General features: G+C 62.7%; 17 protein-coding genes. 5 read left to right on the plus strand and 12 right to left on the minus strand.

All coding sequences use genetic code 11. From position 1 onward, the window contains the following. Nucleotides 1-257 precede the first annotated feature (257 nt). Genes rpsN through rpmB form a run of 3 tightly spaced genes read right to left on the minus strand, consistent with a single transcriptional unit; the run spans nt 258 to nt 971 of the window. On the minus strand, nt 258-563 hold the full coding sequence (gene rpsN, locus VUN82_22705; protein XAS71848.1) for a 30S ribosomal protein S14: 306 nt from the start codon (nt 561-563) through the stop codon (nt 258-260). Between the two features lie 4 nt (nt 564-567). Continuing rightward, nucleotides 568-735, minus strand: coding sequence for a 50S ribosomal protein L33 (rpmG, locus tag VUN82_22710; GenBank protein XAS71849.1), 168 nt, complete (start codon nt 733-735; stop codon nt 568-570). Next, nucleotides 735-971: a 50S ribosomal protein L28 gene (gene rpmB / locus VUN82_22715; GenBank protein XAS71850.1), complete on the minus strand. Its 237-nt coding sequence runs from the start codon at nt 969-971 to the stop codon at nt 735-737. The genes rpmG and rpmB overlap by 1 nt, the downstream gene beginning before the upstream one ends. 395 nt (nt 972-1,366) lie before the next feature. Here rpmB and VUN82_22720 point away from each other — a divergent pair, with 395 nt between their 5' ends. From VUN82_22720 to VUN82_22730, 3 genes are read left to right on the plus strand one after another with little or no spacing between them, the layout of a single operon-like run. Next, on the plus strand, nt 1,367-2,827 hold the full coding sequence (locus VUN82_22720; GenBank protein XAS71851.1) for a ferredoxin reductase family protein: 1,461 nt from the start codon (nt 1,367-1,369) through the stop codon (nt 2,825-2,827). 14 nt (nt 2,828-2,841) lie between these two features. After that, entirely contained in the window at nt 2,842-3,288 is a 447-nt protein-coding gene (locus VUN82_22725) for an FMN-binding protein (GenBank protein ID XAS71852.1), read from the plus strand. Continuing rightward, on the plus strand, nt 3,272-4,093 hold the full coding sequence (locus VUN82_22730; protein XAS71853.1) for an FAD:protein FMN transferase: 822 nt from the start codon (nt 3,272-3,274) through the stop codon (nt 4,091-4,093). The genes VUN82_22725 and VUN82_22730 overlap by 17 nt, the downstream gene beginning before the upstream one ends. 25 nt (nt 4,094-4,118) lie before the next feature. On the opposite strand, the gene VUN82_22735 is transcribed toward VUN82_22730, so the two are convergent. Then, a complete protein-coding gene (locus tag VUN82_22735; GenBank protein XAS71854.1) occupies nt 4,119-4,883 on the minus strand; it encodes an SGNH/GDSL hydrolase family protein in 765 nt (254 codons plus the stop codon). 49 nt (nt 4,884-4,932) lie between these two features. Continuing rightward, complete coding sequence (locus VUN82_22740; protein XAS71855.1) at nt 4,933-5,412, minus strand: MarR family transcriptional regulator; 480 nt, start codon at nt 5,410-5,412, stop codon at nt 4,933-4,935. Nucleotides 5,413-5,480: 68 nt separating this feature from the next. Here VUN82_22740 and VUN82_22745 point away from each other — a divergent pair, with 68 nt between their 5' ends. After that, entirely contained in the window at nt 5,481-5,768 is a 288-nt protein-coding gene (locus tag VUN82_22745) for a YciI family protein (protein ID XAS71856.1), read from the plus strand. Between the two features lie 16 nt (nt 5,769-5,784). Here VUN82_22745 and VUN82_22750 read toward each other — a convergent pair whose 3' ends face one another. From VUN82_22750 to VUN82_22775, 6 genes are all read right to left on the minus strand, one after another. Further along, nucleotides 5,785-6,621 carry an SGNH/GDSL hydrolase family protein gene (locus tag VUN82_22750; protein XAS71857.1) on the minus strand — a complete coding sequence of 279 codons (837 nt, stop codon included), beginning with the start codon at nt 6,619-6,621 and terminating at the stop codon, nt 5,785-5,787. 311 nt (nt 6,622-6,932) lie between these two features. After that, nucleotides 6,933-7,988 carry a siderophore-interacting protein gene (locus VUN82_22755; GenBank protein XAS71858.1) on the minus strand — a complete coding sequence of 352 codons (1,056 nt, stop codon included), beginning with the start codon at nt 7,986-7,988 and terminating at the stop codon, nt 6,933-6,935. After that, complete coding sequence (locus VUN82_22760; GenBank protein ID XAS71859.1) at nt 7,985-8,809, minus strand: ABC transporter ATP-binding protein; 825 nt, start codon at nt 8,807-8,809, stop codon at nt 7,985-7,987. The genes VUN82_22755 and VUN82_22760 overlap by 4 nt, the downstream gene beginning before the upstream one ends. Before the next feature lies 1 nt (nt 8,810). Next, on the minus strand, nt 8,811-9,923 hold the full coding sequence (locus VUN82_22765) for an iron chelate uptake ABC transporter family permease subunit (protein ID XAS71860.1): 1,113 nt from the start codon (nt 9,921-9,923) through the stop codon (nt 8,811-8,813). After that, nucleotides 9,920-11,032, minus strand: a complete 1,113-nt coding sequence (locus VUN82_22770) for an iron chelate uptake ABC transporter family permease subunit (GenBank protein ID XAS71861.1) — start codon at nt 11,030-11,032, stop codon at nt 9,920-9,922. Before VUN82_22770 ends, VUN82_22765 begins: the two co-directional genes overlap by 4 nt. A gap of 5 nt (nt 11,033-11,037) precedes the next feature. Then, the gene (locus tag VUN82_22775; protein ID XAS71862.1) at nt 11,038-12,123 is read right to left on the minus strand and encodes an iron-siderophore ABC transporter substrate-binding protein; all 1,086 of its coding nucleotides are present in this window, start codon (nt 12,121-12,123) and stop codon (nt 11,038-11,040) included. Nucleotides 12,124-12,514: 391 nt separating this feature from the next. Here VUN82_22775 and VUN82_22780 point away from each other — a divergent pair, with 391 nt between their 5' ends. Continuing rightward, a complete protein-coding gene (locus VUN82_22780; GenBank protein XAS71863.1) occupies nt 12,515-13,018 on the plus strand; it encodes an FBP domain-containing protein in 504 nt (167 codons plus the stop codon). A gap of 68 nt (nt 13,019-13,086) precedes the next feature. Here the strand turns inward: VUN82_22780 and VUN82_22785 are convergent, their stop codons facing one another. Further along, a complete protein-coding gene (locus VUN82_22785; GenBank protein XAS71864.1) occupies nt 13,087-16,557 on the minus strand; it encodes an ATP-binding protein in 3,471 nt (1,156 codons plus the stop codon). Nucleotides 16,558-16,964 lie beyond the last annotated feature (407 nt).

Below are 16,964 nucleotides of genomic sequence, written 5' to 3' on the forward strand. Positions count from 1 at the left end.
CGACATGAGGGAAGAAACCCCCAAACACGTCGCGATGTGAGAGAAGGATGCTCAAAAACAACGACGATGTGAGAGAACAACCGAAGGGGGCGGGGGTCATCCGGCAGCGCGCGTCCAAGGGAGGAACGAGCGAGCGGGCAGAGGATGACCCCAGCCCCGCCCAAGCCACACGCCGCACCGGCACCACGGACAAGCACGCTTAAACGCAGAAAAGGCCGGCAACCATAACGGTTACCGGCCCTTTCAGAGCTTCGTGATTACCAGGAAGACTTGGTGATGCCCGGGAGCTCACCGCGGTGAGCCATGTCGCGGAAGCGAACACGGGAGATACCGAACTTCTGGAAGGTGCCGCGGGGACGGCCGTCGATCTGGTCGCGGTTACGCAGACGGATCGGGGAGGCGTTGCGGGGCAGCTTCTGCAGGCCGAGGCGTGCAGCTTCGCGTGCTTCGTCAGTCGCGTTGGGGTCAACCAGGGTCTTCTTCAGTTCGAGACGCTTGGCAGCGTAACGCTCAACAATGACCTTGCGCTGCTCGTTGCGAGCAATCTTGGACTTCTTTGCCATGTGTTTAGCGCTCCTCTCGGAATTCGACGTGCTGGCGGATCTTGGGGTCGTACTTCTTCAGGACCAGACGGTCAGGATCGTTACGACGGTTCTTGCGCGTTACGTAGGTGTAACCCGTGCCCGCAGTGGACTTCAGCTTGATGATCGGACGTACGTCCTTGTCCTTTGCCATTAGAGCTTTACTCCTCGTGCCAGGATGTCGGCGACGACAGAGTCGATGCCGCGTACGTCGATTGTCTTGATGCCACGGGCTGACAGGGTCAGCGTGACGTTACGGCGCAGGGACGGAACCCAGTAGCGCTTCTTCTGAATGTTCGGGTCGAACCGACGCTTGTTGCGGCGGTGCGAGTGCGAAATGCTGTGTCCAAAGCCCGGCTCGGCCCCGGTCACTTGGCAGTGTGCTGCCATGACTCTCCTCCAAAGATTGAATGTAACGGTGTGCAGATGTTCCTGCGTTACCGTGCGACAGGCAGCGTTCGCATCCGATCCATACCATTTCGGTAGTTTCCGCATCAAGTACGGCGAAGAAGGTTGGGCCTCAGAGCCGGGCAGTGATAAACACTGGAACAGATCCTGGGATACCGGGCGAATACAGGAATGCACGCAACTTGAGCCCCTAACTACCGGCCATCGGGATGTCAGTCAGACTGACCTCACCGCCAACCGGAGCAATTGCACACGATCCGCACTACCTAGCGCCTAACTATTCTACGGGCCAGGCCAAATTAAGACCAATCAGGAATCATAAGCCCTCACAAGCCCTTTCACAGCAGAACGAAAGGATCATTGGCGAGTCTTGGATCATGACATCGCTTCTCTCACGTGTTTCGGGTGCTGAACGGTCCTCGGCGCCGGGCCCACGGACGCCACCAGCCGCCGTCGAACCCTTTCGGGCGCAAGCCCGACGGCGGCTGGCCCGGGCCGACCTTTTGGGTTTCCTCGCGTGGGTGTCCCCAGTCGTCGCGGTCGCCTTGTGGCTCGCAGACGGCGGCGCAGGCGGATTCTCCTCCTTTGCCGGAACCGCGACAGGATTGGGAATCGTGGCCGGTTTGGTCGGCATGGACGTGGTCCTCCTCATGCTGCTCCTCGCGGCCCGGATCCCGTTGATCGACAACACAATCGGGCATGACCGTGCTCTTGAGATCCACAAATCGCTGGGCAAGCCGGCGCTGTACCTGCTGCTGGCGCATGGGATCTTCATAGCCATTGGGTACGGCGTTGCCGAGGGTCTGGACCCGATCAGTGAGTCGGTCTCCCTGTGGGTCAACGTACCGGATATGTGGCTCGCGTTCGTCGCTATGGCGCTGTTCATAGCCGTTGTGGTCACCTCGTTGGTGGCTGTTCGACGCCGATTCCCTTACGAATTCTGGTACGCGATCCATCTCCTGACGTACGCAGCAGTGGCAACGGCCATTCCCCACCAGTTCAGTGTTGGCGGACTCTTTGCCGAAGGAACCTGGCAGCGCTGGTATTGGCTGGCAATCTGCATCGGAACGGGCGCGGCGCTCCTGTTCTTCAGGATTTACCAGCCACTCGCGGCGACAGCCCGGCATCAACTCACGGTCAGCCGCATAGTGCGCGTGGCACCGGACGTGTTCACCATCGAAATGACCGGACTGCGCCTCGAATCGCTGGCAGGCAGCGGCGGGAGATTCTTCATCTGGAGGTTCCTGGCTCCGGGGTTCTGGTGGCAGCCGCACCCCTTCAGCCTGTCCGCGGAACCACTTCCGGCCACGGGCACTACAGCGGGCAAGCTCCGTATCACCGTCCGAAACCTGGGCGACGGATCGGCCCGGCTGGCCCGCCTTAGGCCCGGCACCAGGGTCGCTCTTGAGGGACCCTACGGGATGTTCAGCACCGCCGCGCGGTCCCGCAACAAAGTGGTGATGATCGGCGCCGGCATTGGCATCACTCCGCTGAGGTCGCTGCTGGAATCCACCCCATTCGAGCCCGGCAACGCAACTGTCTTGCTGCGCGGACACGACGAATCAGAGCTCTTCCTTGGTCAGGAAATCATGGCGCTTTGCCAAGCCCGCGGCGCAACCCTCTTCCACTTGACCGGCCCGCGCTCCGCACGCCCGAACGAATGGCTGCCCGAATCAGCCGTCCACGCCGGTTTCACGCTCCGCGACTATGTCCCGGATGTAGCCAACGCCGACGTGTACGTCTGCGGCCCGGCCGGCTGGGCCAGCCAAGTGGTCAAGGATGTACAGGCCGCCGGGCTACCTGCAGAACAACTCCACTACGAAAGGTTCGACTGGTGAGAATCCGGGCAGCAATGGCAACGGCCCTGGCCTCCGCGGGCATCCTGCTCGCGGGCTGGCAGTCTGGGGCGCATGTTGCCGAGACAGGCACATCTACCACAACGAGCCTGAGCAGCAGCATGTCCGCCGGCGGTTCGGCTGCGAACGGCAGCACCGGTACCGGCAGCAGCGCGGAAAGCACGACGGCGGCAACGTACGACGGCGCGTCAGTCGGCACCCGCTTCGGCACAGTCCAGGTGCAGGTGACCATCCAGAATGGCAAGATCACCGAGGTCACACCCCTGCAACTCACCGATGCGGAACGGAAATCCGCACAGATCAGTAGCCGGGCAGCACCGGTCTTGCGATCCGAGGTCCTGCATGCCCAATCAGCCAACGTACAAACCGTCAGTGGCGCGACGGTCACAAGTGAGGCCTATCTCACCTCCCTTCAGGCGGCCCTCGATGCAGCCAACTTTTAGCGGCGAACAGCTCCGTGCCCGTACTTTCCGCAGCATGGGCACTGTGATGAGCCTGACCGTGGCGAGCGGCACGTCCGCCCAAACCGCCGCCGAGGAACTTGAGTCCGCCGTCGACGTCGTAGGAGAGATATTTATGCAGCTCGACCTGACGTTCAGCCTTTACCGCGAAGGATCTGAGGCGAGCCGGCTGGCCCGGGGCGAACTGACGTTGGCGTATGCCTCGGAGTTGATGCAGGAACTGTATGCAGCGGCCTCGGAATGGCGGGTGGATACCGAAGGTGCGTTCACGGCTGAGCGACCGGACGGCGCGTTGGATCTTTCCGGAATCGTCAAAGCCCACGCCATGCGCGAAGCTGCGCTGTCCTTAGGTGCCCTCGGCCTGCACGATTGGTGCCTCAACGCTGGCGGGGACGTGCTGGTGAGCGGATCACCGGAGCCCGCGGACTCTGGCTTTGAAGATCCCAGTCCGTGGCAGGCCGGGATCGTTGATCCGTTCGATCGCCAGAAGCTGCTCAGTACATACCGCCTCAGCGCCTCGGCCGAAAGCGGAATGACGGCCCTGGCAACGTCAGGCTCGACTGAACGGGGAGAACACATTTGGACCGTCGGGGCCGGACGGTCGGAGTTCCTTCAGGTTTCCGTCGCGGCGCAGGACATTCTTACGGCCGACGTCCTGGCAACGGCAATCGTCGCCGGCGGAATACAGACCTTGGATCATGCCGTGGAGAAATGGGGCGTCGAAGTGCTCGCGGTTGGCAGGACGGGAACGCTGCTCGCCACGCCGGGTTTCCGTTATGCGGCCTGAGGCCGGTCCATCTAAACCGGGCCTTCTAGACCGGGCGGATCAGGGCCGGATATTTCGGGCTAAGCCCATCGCCCGAGGACGTACCCCGCACACGGCGCACCACCCACGGACCGGCGAATTCCCGGACCCATCGTGCGTTTGCCCTGATGGCTTCGGAACGGTTCAGCGTAGGAAGCGGAGCGAGCTCGGGGACTTCGAGCACATGCTCATGCTCGAGGACGTCCAGCACGCGCTTGGCCATATTAACGTGGCCAGCCGTCGACATGTGCATCCTGTCCTGCGCCCACATCCGGACGTCGTAGTACTCGTCGAACCGCCAGTAATCCACCAGCAGGGCACCGTGGTTCTCCGCGATTTCGCGCAGCAGCTCGTTGTAGATCGCGGTCCGTCCACGCATCGTGCTAAAAACCTTGGAACCGCGGGCGTCAAAGCCCGTGAAGAGTACGACAGTGGCACCCGTCGCGCTTAACTTGGCGATGCCGGCGTCGTAATCCTCCAAAAGGGAGTCAATATCGATCTTCGGCCGCAGGATGTCGTTCGCGCCGGCGTACATCGTCACCAATGTGGGCTTCAGTGCGACCGCCGCGTCCACCTGTTCTGCAATGATTTGGCGGAGCTTCCTGCCGCGGATGGCGAGGTTGGCATAGCCGAAGTCCTCGTTGCTGTGGGCCAACTGCCGGGCAACGACGTCGGCCCACCCCCGGACGCCGTTGGGTCGCGTTGGGTCGTCGTCGCCAACGCCCTCAGTGAACGAATCCCCCAGAGCAACATAACGGGCAGAAAAATCCATGCCGTCAGTCTGCCATTAGCCAACCGCTACCTACAAAGCGTGGGCAAGGCTACGATTCGCGCAGGATCCAGTGGTTATTGTCCAGCCGGGAGACGATTTTCTCGCCGATGCGCGCGAGGTCCGCGACGTCGTCGGGCGAGAGTGAATCGAGCATCAGCGCTCGCACGGACTCAACGTGACCGGGAGCGAGGGCCACAATGGTGGACATGCCGGCCTCGGTCAGGTGGGCAACGGTGACCCGCGCGTCGCCCGGGTGCGCCTGGCGTTCCACCCAGCCGCGCTTCTGGAGTTTGGTGACCACGTGCGACAGCCGCGACAGCGACGCGCTGGTCCGGGCCGCGAGCTCGCTCATGGGCAGGTACCGGCCCTCGGTTTCCGAGAGCATCGCCAACACGTTGTAGTCGAACAGCGACAATTTCCCGGCAGACTGAAGCTGCGTATCCAACGCCGACGGAAGCAAGGTATTGATGCTCAGGAGGGCCAACCAGGCACGGCGTTCGTCGGCATTAAGCCAGCGGGGTTCAGTCATGGATCCATCTTAGGAGAATTAGCCGGTTGGCCCGGCCTTGCTGCAGCCGCAAACGGTAGGCTGACGGAATGTTCGTTGTTGCCCTGACCTACAAAGTTCCCGATGAGATCGCCGATTTCCACCGGCCAGCCCACATGGCCTGGCTTAAGGACGCGTTCGACGCCGGCGTATTCCTTGCGTCGGGACGTCGCGTCCCAGCCACGGGCGGCGTGTTGCTGTCCAAAGCAGACCGGGCAACACTGGATGACTCGCTGGCCAAAGACCCCTTCTTCAGCAACGGCGTGGCCGAGTTCGAGATCATCGAATTCACCGCGACCAGTGTGGCCGAGGGCTACGAGAACCTGCTCGAGAACTGAGGCTTGCCGGGTAGCTTCACTGCGTAGCCTGCTGGTTTTCGACCAGTTTCTTCAGTCCACCCTTCCGCGGGACCTTCACGGGCTGGGGCCACCGCGGATTCAGGGAGTCCCCCAATGTGACGCCGCGGAGTTTACGTCCAAAAAGCGGCAGCACCCAGTCGTTCACCCAGCGCCGCTGCCTGCGTTCCCATTCGCGCATGGTCATTCTTTGGGGCGGGTCCCATTGCTTCGGAGAAATCTTGTGCGGGACATTTAGGTGGTCCAGGACCTGGGCGGCGAGGTATTTGTGGCCAGCTTTGGACATGTGAAGCCGGTCAGGGGCCCACATCCGTGAATCTTTGTAGGCGTCGAAGCACCAGTAATCCACCAGGATCGCCCCATATTTTGCAGCAACATCACGGACCTTTTGGTTGTACATGGTGTTGCGCTTCTTGAATGGTTCCAGGACGGCTGAGACCTTCACGTCAAAGCCGGTAAAAAGGACCAGGGTTGCTCCCGTTTGGCTCAGGCGCGCGACAAGCAATTCGTAGTCGTTGAGGAGTGCGTCCATGTCCGTGCCAAAGTCCAGGATGTCATTGCCGCCGGCATACAACGTGATGAGTGTTGGTTCCATGGCCAGAGCGGGCTCGAGCTGTTCATCGATGATGTGCCGGAGCCTCTTGCTGCGCACTGCGAGATTCGCATACTCCCAGCCCGGCTGCGCTTTGGCCAATTTCTCGGCGACCCGGTCTGCCCACCCGCGAACCCCATTGGGCAGCACCTTGCTTGGGTCCCCCACGCCCTCGGTGAAGGAATCCCCAAGGGCGACGTACCGCCTTCGTCCGCTGTGCCCAGCCGCGTAAACATCCCGCATCCAGCCGACGCTACCTACCCCCGGTTACACCACAGCCAACCCCAAGTGAACAGGACGAACGGGACATGAGAGAACATCCCCCATAAACCCGGGGGAAGTGAAAGAAGATCCCCAAAAAACCGGGGGGAAGTGAGAGAGCATCGGAAGGGCGACCTGCCCGCAAGGCCGCAGCGGCAGTTTTGTGTAGGAGCGCATCGCAGCCCATCGTGGCGCGGAGGTCGCCCAGCGACCGGAACGGCACCTATGGGTTGTGTCTAAGCGACGGCAAAACTACCGCTGCGGCCGGACTCTGCCGCGGCGCCAAAACACGATTAGCCCTCTGCCTTGCCCCGTCGCCAGTAACCCATGAATGCAACCTGCTTCCGATCAATTCCAACGTCCCGCACCAAGTACCGCCGCATTTCCTTGATGACGAACGCTTCCCCGGCGATCCAGGCGTAGAACGGCAGCGCACCGGCAGGCAGAGTGGGGTTCTTGGTGGCTTCGATGGCTGCGGCGTCCATGCGTTGCGGGGTCTCCCAGAGGATGTCCTGATCCACGTTGACGTCTTCGGGCTCGGGTCCGGCGGCGGTGCCAGCGCCCTTGATGCCTACCCATCCCGGCACGGGAACGGCCTTGGCCACCGCTTCCTTGAGAAGTTCGCCATGGGGACGTGAGCGTCCAATGGCCGCTCCACGTGCCAGCCAGGTGATTTCGATGTCGGCTTCGGTGGAGATGTCCTGGAAGTCGCCGGCTTCGGGTACTTCGAGGAAGGCGTGGCCGGTCATGTCGGCGGGCAGGCTTTCCAAGATTGCGCTGATGGCAGGGACGGCGGTTTCGTCGCCGGCGAGCAGGACTCTCTGGGCCAGGCCGGGGCGCCATTCGATGCCGCCGTAGGCTCCGGCTGTGGTGCACTGCGCCGCACGGTTGTTGGGGCCGATGATGGTGATGGCGTCGCCGGGCTTGGCTTCTTTCGCCCAGTTGGCTGCGGGCCCGCCGCGGCCTGCATCGTCGAAGTGCATCACAAAGTCGATGTCGATCTCGGGGTAGACGGCGTCGAGTCGCTCAGCCCTGACGGTGTAAGTGCGCATGTCACCGCGGACGGACGGGTCCATGGCCAACCATTCCTGGTACCAGCCGGCTTCTTCCATCTTGAACGGAGGCAGCGGAATGACGTTGCCGGCCACGTCGCATGAAGGAATCATCAGCTTCACGCGCAGGTCCAAAGTGTCCCCTGCAACGCCGAAGCCGCGCAGTGAGTAGCCTCCAAACGTGATCCGGCGGAAGTTTGGGCTCAGGTCCTGCACGGCCGAGACGGTGACGTCGAAGGCGAGGGTCATCGGTTCCACGGCGGCGCTCGCTTGGGTCCGTGTTGGTTGGGCACTCATGAGGCGATCTCCAGTTCGTTGGTTGAAACGGGCTGTGCATGGTGGCGTCCGATGGGGACAATGAGCGGTGTTCCCGAGATGGGGTCGGGAACCACACGGGATTCGAGGCCAAAGACGTCGAAGACCAGTTGCTCGGTGACCACGACGGGTGCGGGTCCTTCGGCCACAATGCATCCGCCCTTCATGGCGATGACGTGGTCGGCGTAGCGCGCGGCGAGGTTGAGGTCGTGGAGCACGATCGCCACGGTGGTTCCGCGGCTGCGGTTGAGGTCCGTGATCAGGTCCAGGACTTCCACTTGGTGTGCCAAGTCCAAATACGTGGTGGGCTCGTCCAGCAGCAGGACTTCGGTTTCCTGCGCGAGGGCCATGGCGATCCAGACGCGCTGGCGCTGTCCGCCGGACAGTTCGTCGACGCTCCGCTCTGCGAGTTCCAGCGTTGCGGTAGCTTGGAGGGCGCGCTGCACCGCGGCGTCGTCGGAATCGCTCCAGCTGCGGAAGAACCCCTGGTGCGGATACCGGCCCCGTCCCACGAGGTCGCGCACGGTGATGCCGTCGGGAGCCGTGGGGTGCTGCGGCAGCAAACCCAAGGTCCGGGCGAGTTCGCGGGCGGGACGGGTGTGAATGTCCTTGCCGTCGAGCGTCACGGCACCACTGGCGGGCTTGAGCAGCCGCGACAGTCCTCGAAGCAGCGTGGACTTACCGCAGGCATTTGCGCCCACGATCATGGTGACTTTGCCCTCGGGGATCTCGGTGGTGAGACCCTCAACCACCTTGCACTGCTCATATTGAAGTGTCAGGTCCTTGGCATTAAGGACGGCCATGTCAGGCTTCCTTTCGATTCGAGGTGACCAGGAGCCACAGCAGGAAGGGTGCACCGAGGGCGCCGGTGATGACGCCGACCGGGAGAACGGTTCCGTCGAGGATGACTGGGGCGATGTTGGAGGCGAAGAAGTCAGCGGCCAGCACGATGAGCGCACCGGTAAGGGCCGACGCCGGGAGGCTGGGTTTGCGGACAATACGACGTGCAATTGGCCCGGCCAGGAAAGCGACGAACGCAACGGGACCGGCAGCGGCCGTCGCGACGGCGGCAAGCCCCACGGCGGTCAACACCAGTCCCAGCCGAGTGGCGTTGACCCTAATGCCTAGGCCGGCGGCTGCATCGTCGCCGAGTTCGAGGATGCGCAGCGGGCCGGCCAGGATGATGACAGCCGGAACCAGGACCAGCAATGAGGCCGTGAGGATCCCGGCGCGCTCCCAAGTGGCAGAATTCAGCGAACCGTTTAGCCAGACGAGGACGTCCGCTGCGGTACGGATGTCTGCACGGGTCATGAGGAAGTTGACCACCGCGTGCAGTGCCGCGGCGATACCAACGCCAGCCAGGATGAGGCGGTTGCCGGCAGCATTGCCGCGGCTGCCTCCGCCTGCCCCGGACCCGGTGCCACGCGAAATCGCGTAGATGATGGCCGCAACACCCAGCGCCCCGCCAAGGGCTGCACCGGAAACCACGGCTCCGGAAGCACCGAAGATCACGATGACTGTCACGGCCGCGGCACTGGCTCCGTAGCTGATACCAATGACATCCGGGCTGGCCAGCGGATTGCGCAGCATGGTCTGGAACAGTGCACCGGCCAGGCCAAAGGCCACGCCGATCAGCGTTCCGACGGTAGCGCGCGGCAGCTTGTGCTCCATCACGATGAAGCTGGCTCCTGGAATTTTCTCGCCCCCTGTCAGGTGGTTGATGACGATGGTGAAGAAATCAGGAATGGTGACGGTGTAGCTGCCCAGGAGAACGTACACGCTGAACATCACCACGAGGGCGAAGCCCAGAAAAAGCGTGGGGCTGAGCACGCGCCGAAGTGACATTTGATGCCCATGTTTCTGGGAATCATTGGTGTTAAGTGCCAACTCGGCGGGGAGTTTGTGGATGGTGGTCACAGCCCGGCCCCCTTTCCGCGGCGGATGAGCCAGACGAAGACCGGCGCACCCACAAGCGCGGTCATGATGCCGGCGGGAACTTCGCCCGGAAGCAGGACCACGCGGCCGATCACATCGGCGATGATCAGCAGGATGGGCGCCGAGATCATGGAGAACGGCAGGACCCAGCGGTAGTCCGGACCAGTGAGCGAGCGAACAGCGTGCGGAATCACCAGGCCGAGGAAGCCAATGGGTCCAGCCAGCGCAGTAGCGGATCCGCACAGCAAGACGATCCCCAGGCCGATGATTCCCCGGGACAGGGCAACATTCTGGCCAAGTCCACGGGCGATGTCGTCACCCAGCGCGAGGCTGTTCAAGATGCGGCCACTGGCCAGGACGATCACGGCGCCGACGGCCAGGAAGGGAAGCGCGGGCAACAGGACAGACCAATCGCGTCCGCCAATGCTTCCCACCTGCCAGAACCGGAATCGGTCCAAAGTGTCCTGACTTGAAACCAGGATGACATTCATCAGCGAGAACAGGCCCGCGCTCAGCGCCGCACCCGCAAGGGCGAGCTTGACCGGCGTCGCGCCGTCACGGCCCCTGGATGCGATCGCGTAAACGACGACGGCGGCCGCTGCGGCGCCGATGAAGGCGAACCAAATGTAGCCGGTCAGCGAACCGACACCGAAAACATAGATGCCCACGACAACAGCCAGGGCCGCACCCGCGTTGAGTCCCAGGATGCCGGGATCAGCCAGGGGATTGCGGGCCACTCCTTGCATTGCCGCTCCGGCCAAGCCCAGGGCGGCGCCTGCCAGGAGACCCAATACTGTTCGGGGAATCCGTGCGATGACCACTGCGTGGTCGCCGCTTTCAGGATTGAAGTTGGTGATAGCTTCCCAAATGGTGGTCAGGGGAAGCCCGCGCGCGCCGATTGCCAAGGATGCTGCGCACGCAGCGGCGAGTACGACGACGGCGACCACCAGCCAGGCACTCCGCCCACCTGTCACGTTGGGACGGGTTCCCCCTGCCGCCGCATTGCTCCGGGGGTCGCTACCTCTCTGGTTACCCGGCACGGATGCGCAGCCAACCTGCCCCAGAGACGCCGTCGTCGTACTCAATTTCATTGCAGTTACTTGCCTGCCGCGTCGGCAGCCTTGTCCGCGGCGCTGCCCAGCTGCGGCAGGAACGTGTCCAGCGCCCACGGCAGGCTCAGCGGCGAGGATGCGGAGATGGACAGGGTAAGGGTCTGATCGGCGTCGGCAACGAGTGCGCCGGACTTGACGGCGGGTATCTGGCCCAGCAGGGGGTCGGCCTTGATGGCATCGGCTGTGGCGGCTTCCGGCACCCATGTCACGAAGACATCGGACTGGAGCTCGTTGGCTTTCTCAGCGGACCACGGGATGAAGAAGTCCTTGTTGGTCTTCGTGTTCTGCTCCACTACCGGAGCGAGCTTCATACCGATTTCAGAGAGGAAGCGCGGGCGGTTGTCGATGGCCGTGTAGACGTTCACGCCGTCGCCCTTTGCCGGTTCCAGGTTGCCGTAGATAAAGGTCTTGTCCTTGATCTGCGGGTACTTGGAAACCTTGTCCTTGACGGTGGCTTCGGTGTCCTCTATCAGCTTCTTGGCTTCGGCTTCCTTGCCGAGGGCCTTACCGATGATGGTGGTGCTCTCCTGCCACGGCGTACCGTAGGCGAGCTCCGGGTAAGCAACCACGGGAGCGATTTCCGAAAGCTTCTTGTAATCGGCTTCCTCCAGGCCGGAGTAGGCGCCGAGGATAACGTCCGGATTCAGCTTGGCGATCTCTGTGAAGTTGATGCCGTCCGCCTCGGAGAACTGCGCGGGAGCCTTGTCCGAACCGAAGCCTGCGCCAAGCTTTTCCAGCGCGGCATCCTTCCACGGCGTGGAGCCCTTGTCGTTATTGCCCCACTCGTTCTTGGGAACGCCAACCGGGACAACGCCCAGGGCTATTGCGACGTCGTCATTGACCCAGGAAATGGTGACTACGCGCTTGGGCTGTTCCTTGATGGTGGTCTCGCCGAAAGCGTGCTTGATGGTCACGGGGAAAGCAGCGGTTTCGGCCTGCTCCGTTGCCGGAGTGGTGGTGGTGGCAGGCCCGGTGGAGCAGCCCGTGAGGGAAAGGGCGACGGCGGCCAAAGCGGCTGTGGCGGTGCCTGCGGTCTTCAGCAGGGCACGGCGTGGAAGAAGGGAAGCCACGGGACTCCTTAGGTAAGTGACGCGAACCTAAGTAAGGCTAGCCTAGCCTTTCAATAATTACGAAACGTTTGCATCACGTAATCACCTCGCCAGGGCATTGCTAAGATATCGGCAGCGGACTACCGCTTCCAGAGAGAACGACGAGTTCCAGAGAGAACGACGAGGAGATGAGCGTGCGCACTGTTTCAGTTGCTGCAGCCATGGTTGGCGAGGTGGCCATTTTGGCCTGCTTGGCACTCCCCCGCACGTCGGCATCACTCTAGCTCCCAGCCCTGGCACCCCTATTTTGGGTCTCTTTGCTGTGCCTCGCTTTCACTCGTGACCGACGCCCCCTGCCAGTTAACGCGCTCCTGTTTGCGCGACGTCGATCATCTCCGAAAGAAGCTTTGCCATGCAGAAAATCACTGCCCAACAAATCCGTTCATCGTTCATCAATGCCAGCCGCTCCGAAGCTGCCAAGCTCAATCTTCCCCGCGACTTTGAAACCATCGACTGGGACAACCGTGAATTCCTCGGCTGGCGCGACGAAAAGATGCCCCAGCGCGGATATCTGGTGGTCCCGCACAGGGGCAAGCTCACCGGAATCATGCTTCGCGCTCCCGAAGGTGGCTCCGGAAAGAAGCGCGTGGTCCTTTGTGAATTGTGCCGGGACGTCTTCTCCAAAGACGACGTCTATCTGTGGGTTGCCAAGAAGGCCGGACAGTCAGGCAAGGACGGCAACACCGTGGGGACCCTGATCTGCGCCGAGTTCGGATGCAGCGCCAATGTGCGCAAGGAACCGCCCGCCAACGAGATCAACCCGGACCCTGCCGTCGTCGTGGTTCGGCAAATCGCCGGGCTCGAAGAGCGGACGGCCCAGTTCCTGGATCGGGTGCGCGGGACCCCCACCCGCTAAAGACAACGCGGGGTCACATATGGCCCATTAAGGTCTCCACCATGGGCCATAAGTGACCCCGCGTTGCTTTATCGGAGGACGATATCCACGGGGTTGGCTTCGGATCGCCATGCGCCAGGCTCGCCAGGGCCTGCAATGACGGGAGCTGTTAGCACGCCGGACCGGTTGGTCCGCTTGTCGCGGAGGATTTCCGTGACCGAGCCAAGGTGCCGGGACAGATCGATGACGTTTTCCGGTGCGGCCAGCAACAACTGGAAGCCGAATTCGTGAAGGGCCTTGATTCCAGCCCCGGCGAATTCCTCGGATGCCAGCACAAATGCTTCGTCCATCATCACGGTGCCGTAAGTGGTGAAGCCCTGCTCGGCGATCCCCAGCTGGTAGCTCAGGGCCGCGGCCATGATGAACGCCGTGAAGCGCTGGCGCTCACCACCGGACATGGAACCGGTATCGGCATGCATGAAGACCTCGGTCTTCTTCTTACCGGATTTGCCGGCCTTGGCCGACTTCGCGGCCACCTCCCTGTGCTCCTTGCACTGGATAAACAAGTGGCCGCGGACGTCCAACACTTCGGCGCGCCAGCGGCGATCCTCAGGGGTTTGGGAACCGAGACGCTTCACCAGGGTCTCCAGGGACTTGTAGCGGGCGGTGAGCTCGGCGTCGTCATCGGCCTCTGTTCCAGCAGCGGCAGACGCACTGCGGGAGGGCCGCGTGTGCTTGGCTTTCAGCGCGTTCTGGATCGCGTCCTTGAACTGCTTGGCCGTAGCCGGAAGCGTCTGCTTGATGTCCAGTTCCAGGTAGCTGCCTTCGTGGAAATTGACCTCGGACAGGATGCCGTTGAGGGGCAGGATCCGGCTGGTGATGCTCCGGCGCTCCTCGTCCAGCAGGTGCAGGAGCGTACTGAACGACTCGTGCGTGCGCTGGTTGAAGAACAGCCGGAACTCCGCCTCCTGGGCGGGCAAGCCATCGCTCACGATCGCGTGATATCGCGATTCGAAGTCCCCGGCAGCACTAATGGACGTGCCATAGTCCGCGCTGATGGCACTGCCCCAATCGCGAACGAAAGCCTCGAAGATTCGCGTCAGACGCTCTGCCGTAGCCTGGCTGCGTGATTCGGCGGCGTGCAGCTCGTCGAGCAGCTTGTTGCGGACGCTGTTGGCCAGGTTGTCGAGTTCGTAAAGCTCGGACACCTCGCCGACGCCGGCAAAGTACGGTTCAAGCGCGGCTACGGTAGAGCCCGACGGCGGTGCTTGCTCAAGCTTCAACCTCGCGGCATCGAGCAGGCCGTCAGCTGTGACCATCTTCTGGTCGAGCGCTTTGTATTCACTCTGCAGCACGGCGGCCGCGCCTGTGGAGGACTGGTGCTTTTCGCGTACGGCCTCGATGCTGGCGCGCAACGGTTCCAGGTCCGCCTGGGCAGCCAGGGCATCAGTGAGGCGCTGTTCGATCCGGGCAAGTTCGTCCGCGGCCACGACTGCGGAAACCTGCTCCCACGGCCGCTCATCTTCAGCGACGCGGCGGAGCGCTTCCAGTTGCCGGGCCATCCCTTGGTGGGAATCCTCACGGCTTTGCGCCAATTCGGCAGCCTTTGCGAGCTCGTTTTCCAGCTCGCCCACCCGGGCCGCCACCAGTTCAAGCTTGGACGCATTATCGAAGCCGAGGACGTAATCCTGCCGGCTCGTGAAACGGTCGTCCTTTTCCACGGTGTGCCGGTTGCGTTTGACCACACCACCCAGGCTGAGGCCCTTATCCATCGAAGCAAGCTCGTCCGGGTCCTCCACGCACGGGTACGCGAAGTCCAAGGCGATCCGCTCGCGGATCCACTCCCCGGCGTCGGCATTGGCACCCGAGGTGAGGATGCTCAACTTAGTCAAGAGGTCGCCGTCGGACACGTCCTCCACAGCCAGCGCGCCACCGGCAACGGGCTTGGACACATCCACTGCACGCAGTGCGCCACGGACCGTGTTGTCGTTCAAGTACCGCGTAACAGCAGCGAAGTGCTCTCCCGGGACCAACAGTGTGGTGGCGAGGTTGCGCAGCGCACGTTCGGCGGACGGACGCCACTGATCCTGGCCCTCGGCGAGGTCGATCAGCTCACCGCCGAACGGCATGCGCTCCTCGGGGATGCCGGTCGCGGCTGCGATCGCGGCTCGGTTCTCAATACTCGACGGCGGCAGCAAAGACTTGCGCGACCGCAACGACAGCAGCTCCTGCTCAGCCGCGGCCAGCTCGCGTTTCTTCGTCGCGTGGCCGTCGAAGGCCTCGAAACGGAGCTCCTTCAAAGCCTCCGAATCGTCCTTCAACTCCGCTGAACGCGTGGCAGCCTGCTCATGGGCCTGGTCCCAGCCCTCGGCCGACCATTCAAGGTTCAGCCCGGCATCGGCCAACGCTTTCCTGGCGGATTCCTCCACCTGTTGGCGCAACTTCAGGCTTACACGGGCGTTCTCCAGCGACTGCTCGATAGCCGAAATCGCGTTACCACCGCGGTTGTTGTAATCCAGCTCCAGTTCACGCAGCTCCTTGGCCAAAGCATCCCGGACCGTGCGCTCGGCAGCGAGTTCCTGCGCCTTGGACTGCGCCAACTCCTTGAAACGCGCCAAGGTCTTGGCGTGGACCGTGACCGCAAGCTGCTGCTTGTACGCCTCAAATTCCTCGCCGGCCAACTCGCGGAGCCTGTTCGCATCCAACAACGCCTGCGCATAGTCCTTGTTCAGCCCCGGAACCGGCGCCAGCTGGTCGCGCTGCTGCCGGACATCCTCCAACCGCTGCCGGATGGACATCAGGTTGCTGAATTCCTCCACCACATCATCAGCCGCAGCCAACGTAGCCGGGGCATCGAGTACCTGGTCCCGGAAGAACGTATTAACGCTGCCGCCAAGGCCCTTCCCGGCCTGGATCACACGCAGCAGGGGAAGCGCCTGGTCAGAGTTGATGCCAAGGAGCCTGCGGAACCGCTCGGCGAACGCCTTGTGAACGTCGAACACCTGGCCGTCAGGGAAGATCCCCTCCAACGCACCCTTGGTGAACCTCTTCTGGGCAATCCCCTCGATCGCTTCCAAGTCCAGCGGCTTGTTGTCGATCACGTAAAAACGCCCGACGCTGGACTCCGTACCATTCTTCGGCAAATCAAACAGCGCCGAGACCGTCACCTTCGTGCCGGCCGCGTTGTCGAACGTCAGCGCGACGGCGGACCAGGTGGCACCCGGGCGCTGGAAGGCACTGGCCGAACCATCGCCAACAGCCTTATCACCGACCTTGCCGCGCATATAAGTAAACGTGGTCCTCTTGTCCTCCACAGCACCGCCGGACCGCTGGGCAGCAGCCTCATTGGACCGCGGACGGGCATCAAACACCCGGAGCATGGCATCAAACAGCGTCGACTTGCCGACGCCCGAATTGCCCGTCAGGAGAGTGCCGTTTCGATCCACGTGCATAGTGTGGGCCCCATGGAACGTGCCCCAGTTGACCACCTGCACGAGTGCCAGGCGCATCTGTCCGGGGTTCGTGAGCTCGCCGAGCGGGAGCATGCTTGCGATCGTCACTTCTGTGTCCCGTCAGTGCTTGTTGCGTCGGTGCTGGTTGCGTTCGCGGCGGTACCGGACACATGCTCTGCATGCTCGGTCGTTCCTCCCTTAGACGCATGCTGCCGCATGTCTCCGGGATCGCCGCTCGTGCCGTTCCCGGCTTCCGAACCCGCGTCAAACCGTTTAGCAAGATCGACGAGGTCGCCGGTTGGATTGACCCCGGCACCATCTTCATTTTCATGGTCAGGGAGGGCGGCTGACGGCGCTGGATCGTCGAGGCCGCTGGCTGGATTGACCCCGGCACCATCTTCATTTTCATGGTCAGCGATGGCTGCTGACGGCGCTGGATCGTGGACTCCGGGTTCGACGCCGGTGAGGTCGGCACCCAAGGTAGACGACGCCGATGCCGCCCCGGGAGTGGCATC

This window comes from Micrococcaceae bacterium Sec5.1, assembly GCA_039636795.1.
Lineage (GTDB): Bacteria > Actinomycetota > Actinomycetes > Actinomycetales > Micrococcaceae > Arthrobacter.